This window comes from Pseudodesulfovibrio hydrargyri (genome assembly GCF_001874525.1).
Classification (GTDB): Bacteria; Desulfobacterota; Desulfovibrionia; order Desulfovibrionales; family Desulfovibrionaceae; genus Pseudodesulfovibrio; species Pseudodesulfovibrio hydrargyri.
Genome location: NZ_LKAQ01000004.1, coordinates 63,796 through 80,740 on the forward strand (window position 1 = coordinate 63,796; position 16,945 = coordinate 80,740).

At 51.1% G+C, this 16,945-nt stretch carries 13 protein-coding genes and 1 tRNA gene; 5 read left to right on the forward strand and 9 right to left on the reverse strand.

Annotated elements, in window-relative coordinates:
* Positions 1-18 precede the first annotated feature (18 nt).
* The 7 genes from BerOc1_RS04810 to BerOc1_RS19505 form a co-directional block, all read right to left on the reverse strand.
* Complete coding sequence (locus BerOc1_RS04810) at positions 19-1,872, reverse strand: radical SAM protein (RefSeq protein WP_071544610.1); 1,854 nt, start codon at positions 1,870-1,872, stop codon at positions 19-21.
* Complete coding sequence (locus tag BerOc1_RS04815; protein WP_084641102.1) at positions 1,847-3,445, reverse strand: ATP-binding protein; 1,599 nt, start codon at positions 3,443-3,445, stop codon at positions 1,847-1,849. Before BerOc1_RS04815 ends, BerOc1_RS04810 begins: the two co-directional genes overlap by 26 nt.
* 13 nt (positions 3,446-3,458) lie before the next feature.
* Positions 3,459-5,129, reverse strand: coding sequence for an ATP-binding protein (locus BerOc1_RS04820; RefSeq protein ID WP_071544611.1), 1,671 nt, complete (start codon positions 5,127-5,129; stop codon positions 3,459-3,461).
* Between the two features lie 9 nt (positions 5,130-5,138).
* Entirely contained in the window at positions 5,139-6,200 is a 1,062-nt protein-coding gene (locus BerOc1_RS18790) for a hypothetical protein (RefSeq protein ID WP_129586488.1), read from the reverse strand.
* Positions 6,201-6,501: 301 nt separating this feature from the next.
* A complete protein-coding gene (locus BerOc1_RS04830; protein WP_071544613.1) occupies positions 6,502-7,422 on the reverse strand; it encodes a restriction endonuclease in 921 nt (306 codons plus the stop codon).
* A gap of 387 nt (positions 7,423-7,809) precedes the next feature.
* Complete coding sequence (locus tag BerOc1_RS04835; protein WP_071544614.1) at positions 7,810-8,340, reverse strand: DUF6933 domain-containing protein; 531 nt, start codon at positions 8,338-8,340, stop codon at positions 7,810-7,812.
* A 129-nt stretch (positions 8,341-8,469) separates the two neighbouring features.
* Positions 8,470-8,697: a transposase gene (locus tag BerOc1_RS19505; RefSeq protein WP_207503292.1), complete on the reverse strand. Its 228-nt coding sequence runs from the start codon at positions 8,695-8,697 to the stop codon at positions 8,470-8,472.
* Positions 8,698-9,181: 484 nt separating this feature from the next.
* On the opposite strand from BerOc1_RS19505, the gene BerOc1_RS04845 reads away from it, so the two are divergent.
* Positions 9,182-10,651: a pentapeptide repeat-containing protein gene (locus BerOc1_RS04845; protein WP_165610782.1), complete on the forward strand. Its 1,470-nt coding sequence runs from the start codon at positions 9,182-9,184 to the stop codon at positions 10,649-10,651.
* 62 nt (positions 10,652-10,713) lie between these two features.
* The gene (locus BerOc1_RS04850) at positions 10,714-11,631 is read left to right on the forward strand and encodes a pentapeptide repeat-containing protein (RefSeq protein WP_071544616.1); all 918 of its coding nucleotides are present in this window, start codon (positions 10,714-10,716) and stop codon (positions 11,629-11,631) included.
* A 390-nt stretch (positions 11,632-12,021) separates the two neighbouring features.
* On the opposite strand, the gene BerOc1_RS04855 is transcribed toward BerOc1_RS04850, so the two are convergent.
* Positions 12,022-12,097, reverse strand: a tRNA-Ala gene (locus BerOc1_RS04855).
* A 136-nt stretch (positions 12,098-12,233) separates the two neighbouring features.
* Between BerOc1_RS04855 and BerOc1_RS04860 the strand changes: the two genes are divergently transcribed.
* From BerOc1_RS04860 to BerOc1_RS04870, 3 genes are read left to right on the forward strand one after another with little or no spacing between them, the layout of a single operon-like run.
* Positions 12,234-13,232 carry an ABC transporter permease gene (locus BerOc1_RS04860; RefSeq protein WP_071544617.1) on the forward strand — a complete coding sequence of 333 codons (999 nt, stop codon included), beginning with the start codon at positions 12,234-12,236 and terminating at the stop codon, positions 13,230-13,232.
* Positions 13,229-14,071 carry an ABC transporter permease gene (locus tag BerOc1_RS04865; protein ID WP_071544618.1) on the forward strand — a complete coding sequence of 281 codons (843 nt, stop codon included), beginning with the start codon at positions 13,229-13,231 and terminating at the stop codon, positions 14,069-14,071. The genes BerOc1_RS04860 and BerOc1_RS04865 overlap by 4 nt, the downstream gene beginning before the upstream one ends.
* Positions 14,068-14,532, forward strand: coding sequence for a GNAT family N-acetyltransferase (locus tag BerOc1_RS04870; protein ID WP_071544619.1), 465 nt, complete (start codon positions 14,068-14,070; stop codon positions 14,530-14,532). Before BerOc1_RS04865 ends, BerOc1_RS04870 begins: the two co-directional genes overlap by 4 nt.
* On the opposite strand, the gene BerOc1_RS04875 is transcribed toward BerOc1_RS04870, so the two are convergent.
* Positions 14,529-16,841 (reverse strand): ATP-binding protein, encoded by a 2,313-nt coding sequence (locus BerOc1_RS04875; protein WP_129586489.1) that lies wholly within the window; start codon positions 16,839-16,841, stop codon positions 14,529-14,531. The genes BerOc1_RS04870 and BerOc1_RS04875 overlap by 4 nt on opposite strands.
* Positions 16,842-16,945 lie beyond the last annotated feature (104 nt).

Sequence of the window (16,945 nt, forward strand, 5' to 3'; positions counted from 1 at the left end):
AGAGAAGGGCCAGATCACTCAGTTCCTTAATGGTCGGTCGCGAGGTGTATCGCGGGTAATCTTATAGTAGCTAAGCACCTGTTGGATCATTGGGTCATCCGACATTTCTTCAACAGCACCAAAAGTATTCGTCTCAATAATTTGATTTACTGTTCCACGTTGCTGAGTGGATAACAATTGGTAATCATTCCACCAATCTTCAGTCTGTCCGGTATCTTTGTAGTAAAATCGGTAAACAATAAATGCCTCGGGCATATACATAAGCTTGAAGAACTCATCTTCAGTCTTCCCAAATGCCTCATAAAAAAACGACAGCCCTTTTCCTATCTTACCTTTTGTTGCATTCAGGATAGCCTGAACAGCCCGTATAAATTTTTTATTCCAATGGATGCCAATATAATTTCTGTTTTTAAAAAAAGCGGTGTCTTTGATGGGATGATACTTCATTGGAAATGAGTAAATACCAACCCCAAGCTCATCGCACAGCTCCACATTCAGTTTAAGTCTTTTGTAAAGCTCTATAGGTTCATCTTCAAAGTTATACAGCAGATAGTTCGACATAGATCTAATGCCATGTTTAGCTGCTGTGCGAACAGCCTTCTCGTAGACATCTTTTGATCGATACGAATCAAAAGCTATCCTCAGTGGCTTAATTGCTATCTCCGCTAACTTTTTTACCTTATCTTCTGTTAGTCTCCGCGCATCAACACCTTGGTTAAAATCGACGTATCGTGCCAAAAACCGTTTTTTGTAAACACGAGAAAAAAGTTCTTTTACATCGTCATGAACAGCAAGAACGCTTGCTTTAGTGGCGGTATCTGGATGTAACAGTTTATTACTTGCCAGCAACTGAACCAGAATACGAGAGTCTTCGCCTGATATTTTTTCTTGAAGAATATCGTACTGCTTGACAATAGCCTTTACGTAACCTCGATCGTTATCCCCTGACAACAGACCTCGATAGAATGTCTCATACTCATTGGGAGGGGTGTATTTCGCTCCTCTTCCGAAACCACAGGCCTTAATTTCATCAATAATATCGTCGAATCGTTCAGAGGCTAGTACGTTGTTGTCTAGCAATAACAAGTTACGCTTCTGCCCGAACTTTCGGTCTACATATTCTATCTGAGACTTAAGATTTATATAGTCCTGGTACGCAGGCTCAAGAGTAGGAACGGCACAGAATCGACAGCGGTTTGGACATCCTCTGGTCATATAAGCGTAATAGCCGTTATTTTCGGGATATACGTAATCAATTTCTGTGAGAATCGAATAATCTAACGGAAGGTGGTCAATAACAATCTCATTATCATCGAGAACGCCCGGCACATCTAACAAGCCAATATGTGGAGAAATGCCAGTTGCAGATTTCACGTCCTCCGGCACAACGCTCGCGGCTATCCCGCCGACTAAAACCTCATCGGCAGACTTGCATAGCAGCTTAAAACTATTGATTGTTTCCACCAATACTTGCCAGTGAAATGTAAATAGGGATGTGATACAAATCCTGTCCCACTTGGGGTTCTTGAGGTAGTCCTTATGCAAATATTGAGAGCGGTACTTGCCGAGGACCTCAACAATGCCTCCCCAATCATCAAGGCGTTCGATATGCTCCAAGTTCTTTGAAAACCCACGTTTGATGTAACCCAAGATTAGCCCTTTATGCTCAGACCAATCTACACCACTCTCCATGGCTTTAGATTCATCTAAAAAATCTAAATAAAGGCTCTCAAGGACAAAAGTTGAAAAATCACCTTTGTAGAAACGAACAGAGTCACCTAATATTTTGTGATAAGTAGATAGCTTCATCAATCCCATCGGGGGATACTTATTCTTATAATTAGGTTCAATTAAAAGTATTTTTCTTGCCATTACATTTCAGCTCTTCTTGTATAGCGCCAATAACACGAGAGCTTTGATCTTCTTTCAAAACATCTCTAATTACAGAATAGATTCTTGAGACCAATTTACGCTCTTTTTTGGCAAGAGCAGTTAGCTCGTCGGTCATAAATTGCGACTTCTTTTTGCTGCTCGTTTTCTGTGTGTTTCTAGTCGTCTTTGCTGAACTGTCAAGTCCAACACCATGTTTACCCTCCACGATACTAAGCACCTGTTGAATGCTGGCGTCCTCTGTGGCCTTTTCTCTCCAATTATCAAGTCGCTTTTTAGCTGTATTGGCTTTTTTCTCATATTGGCCAAGCTGCACTTCTAATTCATTCTTCTCATCAGTGTTAACCCAAAGCCCTTTTTTTTCCTTTTCAACGAATTGCTCCTGCTTCTCTAAAAAAGTGCCCTGAGCCCTTAAAGCACTTTTGATATTCGATGCTGCGTAATAGAGCTTGTGAAGGGTCTCGCCAAAGAACCATCTGAGTTCTTCTTCAAACTCCACTCTAATCTCATTCTCGTTAAAATAATCGCGTCTACCATTTGGAATCAGATCAGGATGCAGTGCGTGTACTTCCCCCAAAAAATAATGTGTTCCACGCGACTCCTTAAAGAGTTTTGCGAGACAATCGCTGCCACCAATCTGAATATTCCCTTTCCGCAAGCGTATTCCTCGCATGCGATTGAACGCTTGAGGTATTTGTCGTTCAAATGAGCTCACCCCGTACCACATCCAGGCTAGCGGTTCTCCTCCTGAAGTCTTGAATTCTCGATACTTAATATCTACAATCTCATCATACTTGCGCTTCTTGCTGTCTGATTTTTCATATAAATCATTGACATAGGGCTTTAGCATATCCTCGCCATTTACAAATATATTATACTCGTCAAAAGTATACCCCTTCTCTCTGGCATATTCGTATATTCTTTTATCAAATATGAAATTGTTATTAATTGGGATCGGGGTGTTCTCAGATATATATTCTTTGACTCGATCAACATTCAGTAAATCTTCATTCTCTTTCTTTATGCCAACAAGCTCTACTTTAAAAAAATGTTCATCTTCCGAGCAAGGCTCTTCTCTGTAATCGATAATATCCAGTAAAATAGTCTCAGCATCATCCCGAACACTGCTGTCATTGATCAACTGCATACATTTTTGCGCATTCCACTCCATTACAGTCTTAACGTCTTCCCCTGCTGCGGATGTTACAAAACGAAGGGTGTCACAGTATGCTAAACCACCAAGACGTCCGATCCCTCTGAATCCCTTATTTTGTTCACGCTTCTTTTTCGAATCCGCAACATCAGCCAACTCCGTGTGAACCAAGGCCTTTTCAATACCAGTAGCATTGTCTTCAATTCTAATAAGCCTCTTTTTCTTATCAATTGAGATATCTATCTTTGGGGAATCGCCATCTCCATAGAGTCCATTATCTACTGCTATATCAATCTGATCAGCACTATTTTGAATATACTCCCTGTATACGATACGGGAGTCCTGGTACATACCCGATGTCAGGTTCTCAATGACATTTTTTCCAAACTTAATTTTACCCACGCCAAACTCTCCGCTACTTGAATTGCTTGTAAATCGGTTTGGGAAACTTCACATTTAACACCGATCTAAATATCGGATTCTGTATCAAATACTCTCCAGGCTTCAGTCTTGTCATCATACTTTTATATACCGCTGGTATATATCTATAATCACTTCTTGCCACTTCTATAGAGTTAGTTCTCCCATACGCAAAGGTGGAGCAGTTTCCCGTAACCCTTTGGTGAATCGCACTTTTAAATTGTTCTGCCCCAAAAAGGATGACACCTAATGATCGCCCACGCTCTGCGATATCTAATATTTGCCTTAATATTGGAGAATTTTTTGGCACCTCACTAGAGGCAAACTTATTCAACTCATCAATGAAAATTATTATCTTTGATGGTGCATCCCCATTCTCTGTAAAGTCCTTAACTCCAAGACATAAATCATATAATTCTTTGATGGTATTGCCGAAAACAAATGCTTGCATATCAGTATTTAATTTAGCGACATCTACTACAAAGACATCGTTGCGTTTAATCCCTGCAATCTTATCGGCTATACGGGTTTCCCCTTCCTCTTCGTTCGGAGATGAGAAGATCACATTGCCCTGAATTGTCTTCTTAATTAAACGGGTAAACTTACGCCAACTACCAACAGTAATATCTCTCGAACCTCGTGTTTGCCCAGCGGTGCCTAATTCCTCCAATCGTTGGATAAACTCATTCCAAGTCGTAATTCGACTAAAATCAGAATCCTCTCTCAGAATCTCACTCAAGATTGAGTCCATCGTTTGATGGCTGTCATCAATATTTGCGAAAAGTAAATCTAGCCCTTCTTTGTCCATTTGGTAGTCATATTTGTACTGAAAAGCTCTCCCAAACTTCTTCTGCTTTTCAAACAACTCTTGCTGCACATAGGAATTCAAACTCCTCTTGTCAGAATATGGATATAAGTAATGTACCTGGCGAAATGGCTTTGGCTCAATCCCAAGCATTTCATAACAGGCTTCTACTTGCTCTCTTTCGTCGTCACTCTCAAACTCATTATCGAGATCCAACGCCAACAAATCCTGTCCTTTCACGTTAAACACCACGAATGCAACATTTTCATCGGTCTCATTGTTCACTAGCTTACTCTGGAGAGCTTTCAGCAGAAACATGCCGTATGACGTTTTGGCAGCAAGGCCGGAAATGCCTGAGATATTCAGATGGGCTCCTTCTGGACCAATCAGGAAATTTGAATCTATTGGCACAGGGAGAGTGACCTTCTCATGATCCTTAACCCCCCCATACATCTCCAAGTACCCACAAATTAGGGGATTATTGATCTTATCGAGACCGAGAGCATATGAAATCTCGTCTTTTGAAGCCAAATAGACCTTTGCATTATTTTGAGCTGGGATAAAAATATCCTTGGTATTCCCTACAACATTTGCCTTTACATAGTTCATCCCGACTCGATGTGTTCTTTCAGTAACGTTCACATCCCCAAAATCAGACGAGATGTAACTCGTTAAAAAACTAGCAGCATCAGTTATATGAGATATTTCTTCTATGACAGCAAATGTCTCGCTCCCATCCACATGTTCAACTTTTACGACATCAAAAGGATTTAGAATAAAATCTCTTTTTGTCCAAAAGTAAAAGGTATCGATTGTCGTGGGATTCTTCTCTGTCGCGATGACTCTTCCTATCAACTTCATGGCGTGCTCCTAGAACAACTGGAGAAAAAAGTTACTGCTCAAATAATGGCTTTTCACATATGATTCGGTCAAATATACAGGATAAATATGGTTTGCCCATCTTGCATCGGCACCATAGCAGACTGGATTTCTCTCGTTCAAAAGGTGAGCTGAAATTTTATCTATCTCAGCCGAATCAAGACCTTCTCTTTGAGCTTTTTCATCAGTGATCACCTTCTCGACCTTAAGAATCCCATCAAAAATATTTTGTGTGTATTTTGCATCCTGTATGCGCAAATACCAGATTGCAAAGCTTACATCGCCAACGTTTCCAGATTGGTACATATATGCAGGAGTACGTTCATATAGTTTTAATTTGGCGACGATATCCGAATTCGATCCCCCACCCTTCACTTTGCATTTAGTGGGGTTAAATGATTTCGAAACGCCCACAACATATTTGTAGTTATTTGCAATATGCTTCTCGCTCAAATTCAAAGCTTGCTTATTATGGATATCTCTTCGATATTCCAATGATCCGTCTTTAATGAGGTAATTACTCTGATCTAACTTCTTTTGAGATACAAGTTCAGCAACAGCTATCTTCTCTAGCTCTGTCATATAATCTTGAATTGCAGCTATGCCTTTATTCTCTAATTTCTCATCTTCTTTTGTTGAGTAGGTAAGAATGTCGTCAAATGTAAACTGACCACTAGTTGAGTGAGATATCGAATTCACTTTTGCCAACCAATGCGCACACCGCTTAGATGTGTTCCAGCCATCTTTGTTGGCTTTGTCTGGCAACACAATCAGATTCCGCTTGCGCAGCTGTTCTTCGGCCATCTCTCTGTCAACTCGCCTACAGCAGCCCACCCCTACCTGCCCTGCCAACACCGGATAAACATTTTTTGTATAGGAAAAATCATCCACTTTATAAGTACGCCTCGAACCATCCAAAAAATACGTAAAAATAGACTCCTGCTCCCCCACAAGCTGAGCTTTACTTTTAAGATTAATGGGGGTCTTGTGATTTTCGGTTTCACCATGGCTCTTCCAGACAACCTCGCGTTCATCGTATTTAATCCCAGGCATCTTGACTGTCTCATACGAGTAACGATGCGAGTTATACCGCTTAGCGTGGGTTTCCTTCTCAAGGACGTCTAGTATTTTTCCCATAAGACTTATCTCTATGTGTTATCTAATGAAAGCACCCGAACTCAGCACTGGTAACTGTCAAATATTCTTTAACTTTGTCTTACCAATTATTTTAGTGAGCTACCAGAACTTATCGATTTGAGAGGGAGTAAATTTTGCCAACTTCCCCGGTAATCCCCCCAATTAATGGCAGGGGTTAAGCCACCCTGAACATTGCAGTTACAAACGAAAAATGACACTACTCTCCCATAAAAACGCCTGTATTAGGCGTCTTCATCGCTTCAATCCACTTTTTGACAGTATCCCTGTCAGCTTCTTCGATCGGATACCCTCTGGCACCCAGATCCTGCTTAGCGCCAGGAGAAATTGCCGAAGTCGTCACGATAAGACCTGACTCAGCATCTTCATGAACAACATCAGCCCATAAAGCTTTAACAACAGTTCGCCCAACTTTTGATTTTGTTCTCTTGCATTGAACCAATATGACTTCAGGGTCAGACGCCTCCTTGCTCTCTTTGTACACCCGGATATCGACGCCGCCATCATCTCGTCCAGGCCCTATCTCCACCCTGAAGCCTTCTCTTTCAAAAAACTCTGCCGTCAGCCCTTCGAATTTTCTCCAGTGCAAATCATCAATGGCAAAAAAATTCTGATGCAAATAATCGATAAACCGCTGGTCAATATAGCTCCCATGCTCTGCCTCAAGAGATGAGCTTTCAAACAGATCCTTCAACTTAACGGGATCCTTATATTCAAGCCGCCTCACTTTCCCCCATGGGCTAATATGCATTTGATGATTTGCAGAGCTCAGAAGATTTTCAGCCATTTCTACTCCCTGTTTTCCAAGCTTCGCAGCTTCAATCAAGAACGCAGTCGGATCAATCTTATTGTCTTTGACACTATCTGAATTTGCTAAGGTAGCCTTCATAAACGCCACAAAAGACTTCATAACTTTTTCGTAAATGGCAACCTTATTTGGATCATCTTTAATAGCATGGAACATCAGAATATGTTGAGGGATCGTGGTTGGGTTATCAATATTCCCAACCTTGAACAAAAGATCAGCCACCAACTGCTCAATATCTGTTGAATAAAGCCTTTTAAAACCATCCCCATCCAACATGCTGACTGTTTCGTGCTCAGCTAACAAATTCTTCATTTCATCGGTCGAAAGAATAACCCCTGATTTATACCCCCAATCTCACTTACTGAAGCTCTAAGCTCTTTACCAGACAATAAAATAGCCATAGCAGACTCCTTATCATGTGAATGCCATTACCATTGATATGGGGCATGAATCGACCAGCTCTTTTTGTTCATCCAATACTCCTTGGGAGTATTAAACGGTACAAAGAACTCATTAAAACATCTACTACTCATTCATAACCCATTGAAAAATTGACTTTTCCCGGCGCTTTTTGAATCACAATTAGCATTTGTATATTCTTTTGTATATCCCACGAAAAAAGGGTTAGAAGGAAAACCTTCTAACCCTTTATAATCATTGCTTGAGACAACGTCCCCTCTAGTCTGGCAGATAACCATCTCACGACTTCTCGTCATCATCTATTAGCCGAAGCATGTCCCTCTCAGCAAACACACAGCCATCAATGTCTTTGCCGCTATAGGGTGTTTCGTTGAGTAACCCCGTAATCCATTGAATCTCACCACTCGTCCTCGGCAAATGACCAAGCCGATTCTTCAACATGTACTCCATGTTGAACTTCATATCGTTCATCGTTCCAAGCACACTGCGGCTATAGGTCTTGCCATAAGAGAACGGGCCAAGCAGCAACTTGGCTTGAGCTATTTGCGCTGATGTTGCCCCAATGTCCTGAAGAGCTATCTCGAAGTGCTCTATGAACACCTTGTCGAAGTTCATGAAGTCCTTCTTGACCAAGCCGGGCATGAATACGGCAAACCGAGTTTCATCGTTGACCAGTAGAACTGATTTTCTACGAAAGAATCTAAAGATGTTGCCATGCCAGCCTTGTAGCCCACGTTGATTGGTAGGCTCTAGGATTTGTGTTGGCTTGATCTCAGCCAAAAGCTTCTGAGTGCATCCGATGTAAGGCATCTATGATCTCATCTGGTTGGGTGGCGAAGAATTCCTCACTCAGATAGTCACAATCGGACTCAGGATCAACTCAAAGGGATTATCTAGGATGACATGGTGGGTTATTCATTAAATTGGTATGGTGTCCCCCTAATTCCCTGGTGTCCCCCTAATTCCTGGAACTGAAATCAGGTGCACATGGTTGGGCATCAAACAGTACGCCCAGATATCCACTCCCCATTTGACGCACCACTCGTTCATAACAGTCATATATACTTGACAATCCTCATCACAGAAGAATACTTGCTGCCTGCGATTGCCGCGCTGTGTTATGTGGTGTGGCTGTTCCGCTGCAACCACTCGTGCTAATCTTGCCATGACGAATTCCTAGCAGAAAATAGTATTGTGTCCCCAGATTTACAGAATGCCATTCAAAGCAGACCAACTCAACATACTGTTTTAAAACATCTTTATATCAAATAATCGCCTTTCCAACCTAGCAATTGCTGGTTTTGTAGTGTCAAATTGTAGTGCGAACATTAAGGTATGATTGTGGGCTAAACAACATATGGGCCAGTTATCTGGGACAGCCCCTAGGGTTGTGCTCCTTTCCCAAGATTGGATTCTGAGCACAATGTCTGAGGATTTTCGATAGAGGTCTCTCCGCCTTTGCTCCATTGCGTTTCCCGGAAACCGAGCAAAGCAAAGAACTCAGGGCGCATTTTTCTGCCATAACCGCTCCCTGTATATCTTTGCGCCCCTGTATAAACAAATCGCAACCATTGACAGATAATTCCTATTCATAGCACTCTCCGGCGTAATCGTTTTTTTCTAATTCATGTTTCCGTTGGAGGCTTTCCCCGTGGCGAATCCTGAGCATGTCGAAATTCTGAAGCAAGGCGTTGAGACCTGGAACAAGTGGCGGGCGAAAAATCCTGGTGTGAAGCCGGAGCTTAGAGAGGCATTCCTCCAACGGGCGAACCTCAAAGGAGCCAATCTCCAAGAGGCGAATCTCGGAAGAGCAGACCTCAGCGAAGTTGTCTCCTATAATACGAAACGCCAAAAGATGTACTTCCATGGAGCGGACCTCCGAGAGGCGGATATCCAAGGGGCGAACCTTAAGGGCGCGAATCTCCAAGGGGCGAACCTCCAAGGGGCAAACCTCCAAGCGACGGTACTTGAGGAGGCGGATCTCAGGAAGGCGAACCTCATGGAAGCGAATTTCGAAAAGGCGAACCTCGTAAGGGCAGACCTCCAGGTGGCGAAATTCATAGTAGCGAACCTCAAGGACGCGAACCTCCAAGGGGCGAGCCTCCAAAGGACGAATCTCGTAGGGGCGAACCTCGGGGGGGCAAACCTTGAGAAGGCGAACCTCAGGGGGACGAACCTCATGGGGGTGAACCTCAGGGAGGCGAACCTCAAGGGGACGAACTTTGAGAAGGCGAACTTCAAGAAGGCAAATCTTGATGAGGCTAACCTCCAAGGGGCGAGCCTCGAGGGGGCGGACCTGACCGACTGCAAGTTCTCCTCCCGTGCCCAACTCAATGGACTGACTTCTCGCCTCACCAGCCAGCAGGAAGCCCAGGCGATTTTCCTTGACGAAAAGGATTTTTATAGCGGCTGGAAATGCCACGTGGAAGGCACTGTTTGGCCGGCAGCGCCCCCCATGCTGCGCCTGCATGTGGACGGGCCTCCCCTGTCCCTTGAAGAGTGGGGCGTGCTTCTGATCGCGTTAGGGATAACCTGCAACCGCATCCGGTATCTGCTTGAGACAAGCGATTCGCAGAAAATCGTGGACGAAGCCATCAAAGGCCCGTGCTTCCCCAATGATCTGCGTCGCGCCATGCGTGTCCTAGCAGTGGAGTCCGGGTCCTGGGAATATCTTATCGGGGTGGCCCTGGACACCTTCTCGAAAAAAGAACGGCGTTTTATAGCCCGTGTGGCGCTGTTGCTGGCAGGATGCTGGGTAGCGGCCTGCACCTTCAACGAAGCTACCGACGGAATCAGCAAGCTGCGACAAACTCCCCAAGTCGAGACCGAAGCCCTCACCCCGCCGCCTGCGGAAGAAAAAGAATCTCCCGAATCGGCCCCTCCGGCATCGGACGAACAACTCCCCGCCCTCCAAGAAGGAACCCTGATGGTCGATATATCCGAGGAGGACCGGGCGGCATGCGCTGAACACTTTGTGGTTCCCGACGAGGTCCGCGCTGAGTTGGGAGACAAGACGGATCTGCTTCCCCAGGCCATGGCCGAATTCATCGCCTTGCAGGCCAAACTCCAATCCTACGGATTGACCATGAAATTCTCCGCTGAAAACGTGGAGGATGCGTGACCTTCCGCCCGTGGCCATTGACGTAATGATTACCACTCCCCGCGATATCAGGAGGTCTTTCCATGGCGAATCCCGAACATGTCAGAATCTTGTTGGAAGAGGGCGTTGAGGCCTGGAACAAATGGCGGAAGGAGAATCCTGAAGAAAAACCGGACCTTTCCGGGGCGCTCCTCCAAGAGGCGAACCTTAGAGGTGTAAATCTTGCTTTCGCGAACCTCCAAAAGGCTAACCTCTATAAAGCGAACCTCAACGACGCAGACATTAGAGGAGCGGACCTCAGCAAGGCAATGCTTGTTAAAACACACCTTATGGCTGCAATTCTTGCTTTTGCAGACCTCCAAGGGGCTAATCTCCTTGGAGGCAACCTCCAAAGGGCTAATCTCATCGGGACACACCTCTATAAAACGAACCTCAACGGTGCGGACATTAGAGGAGTGAACCTTTATGGGGCGGACCTGTCCGAAGCGCACATCATGGGCATACAATACAACAACATAATATGCCGTAGCACCAACGTCCAAGGCTGTCGTGGTAACCAACGGTTTATTCGCCATGTCATGGACTTGGACTTCATTGCGGAGGCCAGGGAACGATATCCGCTCAAATATTGGCTGTGGAAATGCACCTCCAACTGTGGACGGTCCATATCGTTGTGGGCCACCATATCGTTTGGCCTTGCCCTGCTGTTTGGTGTTGCCTTCGCCCGCTACCCGGCCTGGTCCTGGTTGCCTGACTGGCTGCAAAGTTTTCTTGTCTCCATTGCCCCGTCCTTTAAGTACGGCAACCCCGAAATCCAAGAGGGCTGGTTCACTCCTTATTATTTCAGTATCGTGACCTTCACCACCCTTGGTTTCGGGGATGTGACGCCAACAGACACGGCAGGACAACTCTGGCTGGCGGCAGAAGTCATTCTCGGCTACATCATGCTCGGTGGCCTGATAACCTTGTTCGCCACCAGGATGGTGCGGCAGAGCGGGTAGAACGGCATGCATCACGTTTTCTCCCATGCTTAGCCCACTAGGTTCTGGTTCTCGACCTTGTTGAGGAAAGAAGTAATGAGTCCAATTTTTTGAACCGCTTAGTAACAGCCGCTGGTTAAACATGAAGAAGCCCTGACTGCCTCTTGAGCCAAAGCAAAAAAGTTCGCGCCTCCGTCGCCGTCGCTGACACCACACCGCCAGGAGCAAGCGGGGTTCCGCAAGGGGAAATTGACGACCTCCCGCACGGAAATCTGGAAATCTGGGGACACAATACATAATTCCCATCCTTGCCCAATTCACTTTCTATCCACCAGATTTCATTTGTATATTTTTTTGTATATCCCACGAAAAAAGGCTTAGAAGGAAAACCTTCTAAGCCTTTAAATTCATTGGTGGAGCTGGAGGGAATTGAACCCACGACCTCTTGAATGCCATTCAAGCGCTCTCCCAACTGAGCTACAGCCCCACGTCGTTGGGTGGAGGGTAATTAGCCAAGGGGCGCGCGGATGTCAATGGAAAAAATCGGCGGGCGGCCTTGTTGATTGATTCGGGGGCGGTCTTGCAGTAAGAGATGAGGGCAGTTGGAATCATTAGGAGAATCAATGGGCCAGGTCCTCAAGAAAATTCTGATAAAGCTGTTGTGGGTGGGCGTGGTCTTTCTGGGGATCACGGTCATCAGCTTCTGGGTCATCCACCTGGCCCCAGGGTCGCCCACGGACCTGCAGACCACGCTCAATCCCGAGGCGGGCGTGGAGGCGCGCCTCCAGCTCGAAAAGCTCTACGGCCTGGACCAGCCCCTGCACGTGCAGTACGTGGGCTGGCTGAAGAGGCTGGTGCGCCTCGACTTCGGCCAGTCCATGTCCGGCGACCACAGGCCGGTCTGGGACAAGATCAGGGAGCGGCTGCCCCTGACCTTCGGCATGAACGTGGCCTCCCTACTCCTGACCCTGCTCATCGCCGTGCCCATCGGCGTGGCCGCGGCGTGGTGGCGCGGCGGGGCCTTCGACAAAATCTCCACGGTCATCGTGTTCATCGGGTTCGCCATGCCCGGCTTCTGGCTGGCCCTGCTGCTCATGCTCTGGCTGGGCATAGCCTGGCCCATCCTGCCCATCTCCGGCCTGACCTCCATGGGCTTCGAGTCCATGTCCGGCCCCGGGCAGTGGTGGGACGTGACCAAGCACCTGATCCTGCCCATCTTCATATACACATCGGGCTCCTGGGCGGGCATGTCCCGGTTCATGCGCTCAAGCATGCTCGAAGTCCTGCGCCAGGACTACATCATGACCGCACGGGCCAAGGGGCTGTCCAGCCGGGTGGTCCTGTTCAAGCACGCGCTCAGGAACGCGCTCATGCCGGTCATCACCATCCTCGGCCTGTCGGTCCCGGCGCTCATCGGCGGGTCGGTGATCATCGAGTCCATATTCGCCCTGCCCGGCCTGGGCCAACTCTTCTACCAGGCGGTCATGGCCCGCGACTATCCGCTGATCATGGGCTCGCTGGTCCTGGGCGCGGTCCTGACCCTGGCCGGCAACCTGCTGGCCGACGTGGGCTACGGCCTGGCCGACCCGCGCATCCGCGTGGGCCGGGGGAGGAGCCGATGAAGCGCCGTCCGCTCAAACGCGTCTCCCCATGGGCGCGGCACGCCCTGCTGGTGCTGGGCGCGCTCATAGTCGGGATCATGTCCTTCGGGGCCGTGTTCGCCCCGCTCATCGCGCCCTACAACCCGAACTTCATCAACGTGGACGCCCTGCTCCTGCCGCCGAGCGCGGCCCACATCATGGGCACGGACGCGCTCGGCCGCGACGTGTTCTCGCGCATCCTCTACGGCGGGCGCGTGTCCCTGTGGGTCGGATTCGTGGCCGTGGGCATCGCCACCTCCATCGGCGTGGTCCTGGGGCTCGTCTCCGGCTATTTCGGGCGCATCGTGGACGAGATCATCATGCGCGGGGTGGACGTCATGCTCTGCTTCCCGTCGTTCTTCCTGATCCTGGCGGTCATCGCCTTCCTGGAGCCGAGCCTGACCAACATCATGATCGTCATCGGCCTGACCGGCTGGATGGGCGTGGCCCGGCTGGTGCGCGCCGAGACCCTGTCCATCCGCGAACGGGACTATGTTTTGGCCGCCCGCGCCGCCGGGGCCGGGCCAGGGCGGATCATCTTCCGGCACATCATGCCCAACGCCATGGGCCCGGTGCTGGTGTCCGCCACGCTGGGCGTGGCAGGGGCCATCCTGACCGAGTCCTCGCTCTCCTTCCTCGGCCTGGGCGTGCAGCCGCCCGACGCCTCCTGGGGCAACATCCTGATGGAGGGCAAGGAAGTCCTGGGCATCGCCTGGTGGCTGTCCGTATTTCCGGGGTTGGCCATCCTGCTGACCGTGCTCGGCTACAACCTGCTCGGCGAATCCCTGCGCGACCTGCTCGACCCTAGACTCAAGCAATGATCCGCATCCGCCAGGCCACGGCCGGGGACGAAGCATGCGTCGCGGAGATCATCCGCGCCTCCATGCTCGCCAGCTACGCGCATTTCCTGCCCGAGCACCAGTTCAGGAAGATTCTCGACATGGACCGCCCCGCCCGGGTGGCCCGCGAAAACGCCTCGAGCTTCAGCCTGGCCGAGGTCGGCGGCGCGCCGGCGGGCGCCCTGCTTCTCAAGGAAAACTATGTGGACCATCTGTGGGTCCGCCCTGAGTTCATGGGCCTGGGGGTGGGCTCGGCCCTGCTCGACCATGCCGAGGACCGCGCCCGCCGGGCCGGATTCGGCGCGCTGACCCTGGACTGCCTGGAGCGCAACAAGAAGGCGCTGAGTTTCTACCAAACCAAGGGGTTCGCCGTGGAGCGGACCTACGTCGCCACCAACTATCTGGCGGGCGAGAACGTCCGCCGCATGCTCAAGCCCCTCTAGGCGGACCGGCCGACCGCCGCTTCCCCGGCCAACAGCCGGTTCATGACCACGGCCAGCCGGTCCAGGTCCACGGGCTTGGGCAGGTAGTCGTCGGCCCCGGCCTCGAGAAAGACCTCGCGGTCCCCGGACAGGGCAAAGGCGGTCAGGACCACGATGGGGACCTCCGCGTTCCGCTCCCCGGCCTCGCCGGACCGGATGGCCCGGATGGCCGCGAGCCCGTCCATGACCGGCATCTGGATGTCCATGAGCACCAGTCCGAAATCCCCCTGATCGAGCGAGCGCAGGGCCTCGGCCCCGTTCTCCACGGCCGCGGCCGCATACCCGATCTTTTGCAGATACGCCTTGATGGCCATGCGGTTGACCGGTTCGTCCTCGGCCAGGAGCACGGTGCACCCGGTCTCGGGGAGGCAGAACGGAACCGGCCTGGCCAGGGCTTCCTCCGCGTCGCGGCCCATCAGCCCGAAGGGCAGGCAAAAGTGGAAGGCCGTGCCCAGGCCGGGACGGCTGGCCGCGTCCACGCTGCCGCCCATGAGGTCCACCAGGCGGCGGACGATGGACAGGCCGAGCCCCGCACCCTGGAACCGCCTGCCGTAGCCGCTGTCCGCCTGCATGAACGGTTCGAAGAGTTCGTCCATCTCCGCCTCGTCCATGCCGATGCCGGTGTCGGACACGGCGAAAAGCACCCGGCAGACGTCGGGGGTTCCGCCCGGCAGGGCGTACGCCTCGACCTCCACGCCCCCCTCGTCCGTGAATTTGATCGCGTTGCCCACCAGGTTGTTGACCACCTGCTGGAAGCGCACCGCGTCGCCCACCAGCACGTCGGGCACGGCCGGATCCACGTGGATGTCCAGGGTGATGCCCTTGTCCTGGCAGGACGGGGCGAAGAGCTGGCCCACGAAGCCAAGTATCTCCCGCAGGTGGAACGGCCCCTCGTTCAGGGTCAGCTTGCCGGACTCGACGCGGGTCAGGTCCAGGATGTCCCCGACCAGGTCGGTCAGCCGGGACACGGACTGCACGGCCAGGTCCACGTATTCGGCCTGCTCCCTGTCCAGGTCGGTCCCCTGGAGCAGGCGGTGCATGCCCACGATGCCGTTGAGCGGTGTGCGCAGCTCATGGCTCATGTTGGCCAGGAAGAACGTCTTGGCCGCGTTGGCGGCCTCGGCCCGCTCCTTTTGCCGGGCCAGCTCGGCCTTCTGGCGCTGGAGGTCGCCCCGGGCCAGGTTGAGCTTCTCGACCATATGGTTGTAGGCCTCGCCCAGCTCCAGGAACTCCGGGGGCAGCCCGTCCACGCCCACCGAGGAATCGGGACGGCCCAGCCCCAGGTTGTCGAAGGCGTGGCGGAACTGCTCCTTGGCCGTGTCCAGGAGGTCGTCCCGGCACAGGACCGTGACGCACAGCCAGTCCATGCAGTGCAGATCCGTCCAGCAGACGTGAAAATCGTCGTCCTCGGCCCCCACGGACAGGCACCCCTGGCGCTGATCGAGCATCTCCCGGAGATCGAGTTCGGCAAAGGCGGGATGCAGTTCATTGAAGGAGATCACGGCCTGCTTGCCCTTGGCCATGCCGTCCGCCACCACGCCCCGGTCGGCGGCGATGACCATGCCGTCCGCGCCGACCACGCAGGTCAGCTGCGAGGGGTAGGCCGGGGCCAGAACCGAGGCCCGGACCAGGCTGTCCACGCGCAGGTCGATGGACCACAGGCCGATGAACTCGTCGTTCTCGTAGATGGGGATGGAGGCGGCGGTGATCAACCCCTGCCCGGCGTAGTCGACGTGCGGCGGCGACCAGCGGGCCAGCCGCTCGGGGTTGGCCTCGGGGCAGACCGAGGCGCAGGTGTGGTAATCGGACCACTGGAAATCCGGGGTGATGGCCGTGATCTGGTCGATGTAGGGATACTGGATGGCCGTGTTGGTCGCGTCCTGGTAGTAGACCCACACCGTGCCGGGCAGCCGTTCCTGCAGGGTGCGCAGCAGATCGCCCATGTTCCGGTGGCAGAAGAGCCGGTATCGGGCGTCCGGGTCGTCGACTCTGTCCGGCGGCCAGGAATAGCTCATCACGCCGCCGGGCAGCCGGCCCGCGCGAAAGGCGTTGAGGTCGGGCAGACTCAGATAGAACCCGTCCTCGCCCAGGGCGAATCCCTCGCGCTCAAGCCAGGCGTTTATCAGGGCCGGGTCGCGCGGCGTGATCTTGAACAGTTCCAGGGTGTGGCAGGCGAGGTAGTGCAGAGTGTCCTTGACCCTGTCCAGCTCGCAGGCGATGACCCTGGCCACGATCCCCAGTCGCGTGCGTATGCGTTGCAGTTCGAACATGCGCCGTCCCCCCGCACGGCGCGCGCCCGCCCAAAAGAGGCACGCCTCCATGCTGGCTCCAAACTACTCCCGGCGCGGGGCCGGGGACATTATTTTCGAACCGC

Coding starts and splice junctions, on each gene's coding strand:
- BerOc1_RS04810 (WP_071544610.1), bottom strand. CDS start 1,872: ATGGCAAGAAAAATACTTTTAATTGAACCTAATTATAAGAATAAGTAT.
- BerOc1_RS04820 (WP_071544611.1), bottom strand. CDS start 5,129: ATGAAGTTGATAGGAAGAGTCATCGCGACAGAGAAGAATCCCACGACA.
- BerOc1_RS18790 (WP_129586488.1), bottom strand. CDS start 6,200: ATGCCTGGGATTAAATACGATGAACGCGAGGTTGTCTGGAAGAGCCAT.
- BerOc1_RS04830 (WP_071544613.1), bottom strand. CDS start 7,422: ATGAAGAATTTGTTAGCTGAGCACGAAACAGTCAGCATGTTGGATGGG.
- BerOc1_RS04835 (WP_071544614.1), bottom strand. CDS start 8,340: ATGCCTTACATCGGATGCACTCAGAAGCTTTTGGCTGAGATCAAGCCA.
- BerOc1_RS19505 (WP_207503292.1), bottom strand. CDS start 8,697: ATGGCAAGATTAGCACGAGTGGTTGCAGCGGAACAGCCACACCACATA.
- BerOc1_RS04850 (WP_071544616.1), top strand. CDS start 10,714: ATGGCGAATCCCGAACATGTCAGAATCTTGTTGGAAGAGGGCGTTGAG.
- BerOc1_RS04860 (WP_071544617.1), top strand. CDS start 12,234: ATGGGCCAGGTCCTCAAGAAAATTCTGATAAAGCTGTTGTGGGTGGGC.
- BerOc1_RS04865 (WP_071544618.1), top strand. CDS start 13,229: ATGAAGCGCCGTCCGCTCAAACGCGTCTCCCCATGGGCGCGGCACGCC.
- BerOc1_RS04870 (WP_071544619.1), top strand. CDS start 14,068: ATGATCCGCATCCGCCAGGCCACGGCCGGGGACGAAGCATGCGTCGCG.
- BerOc1_RS04875 (WP_129586489.1), bottom strand. CDS start 16,841: ATGTTCGAACTGCAACGCATACGCACGCGACTGGGGATCGTGGCCAGG.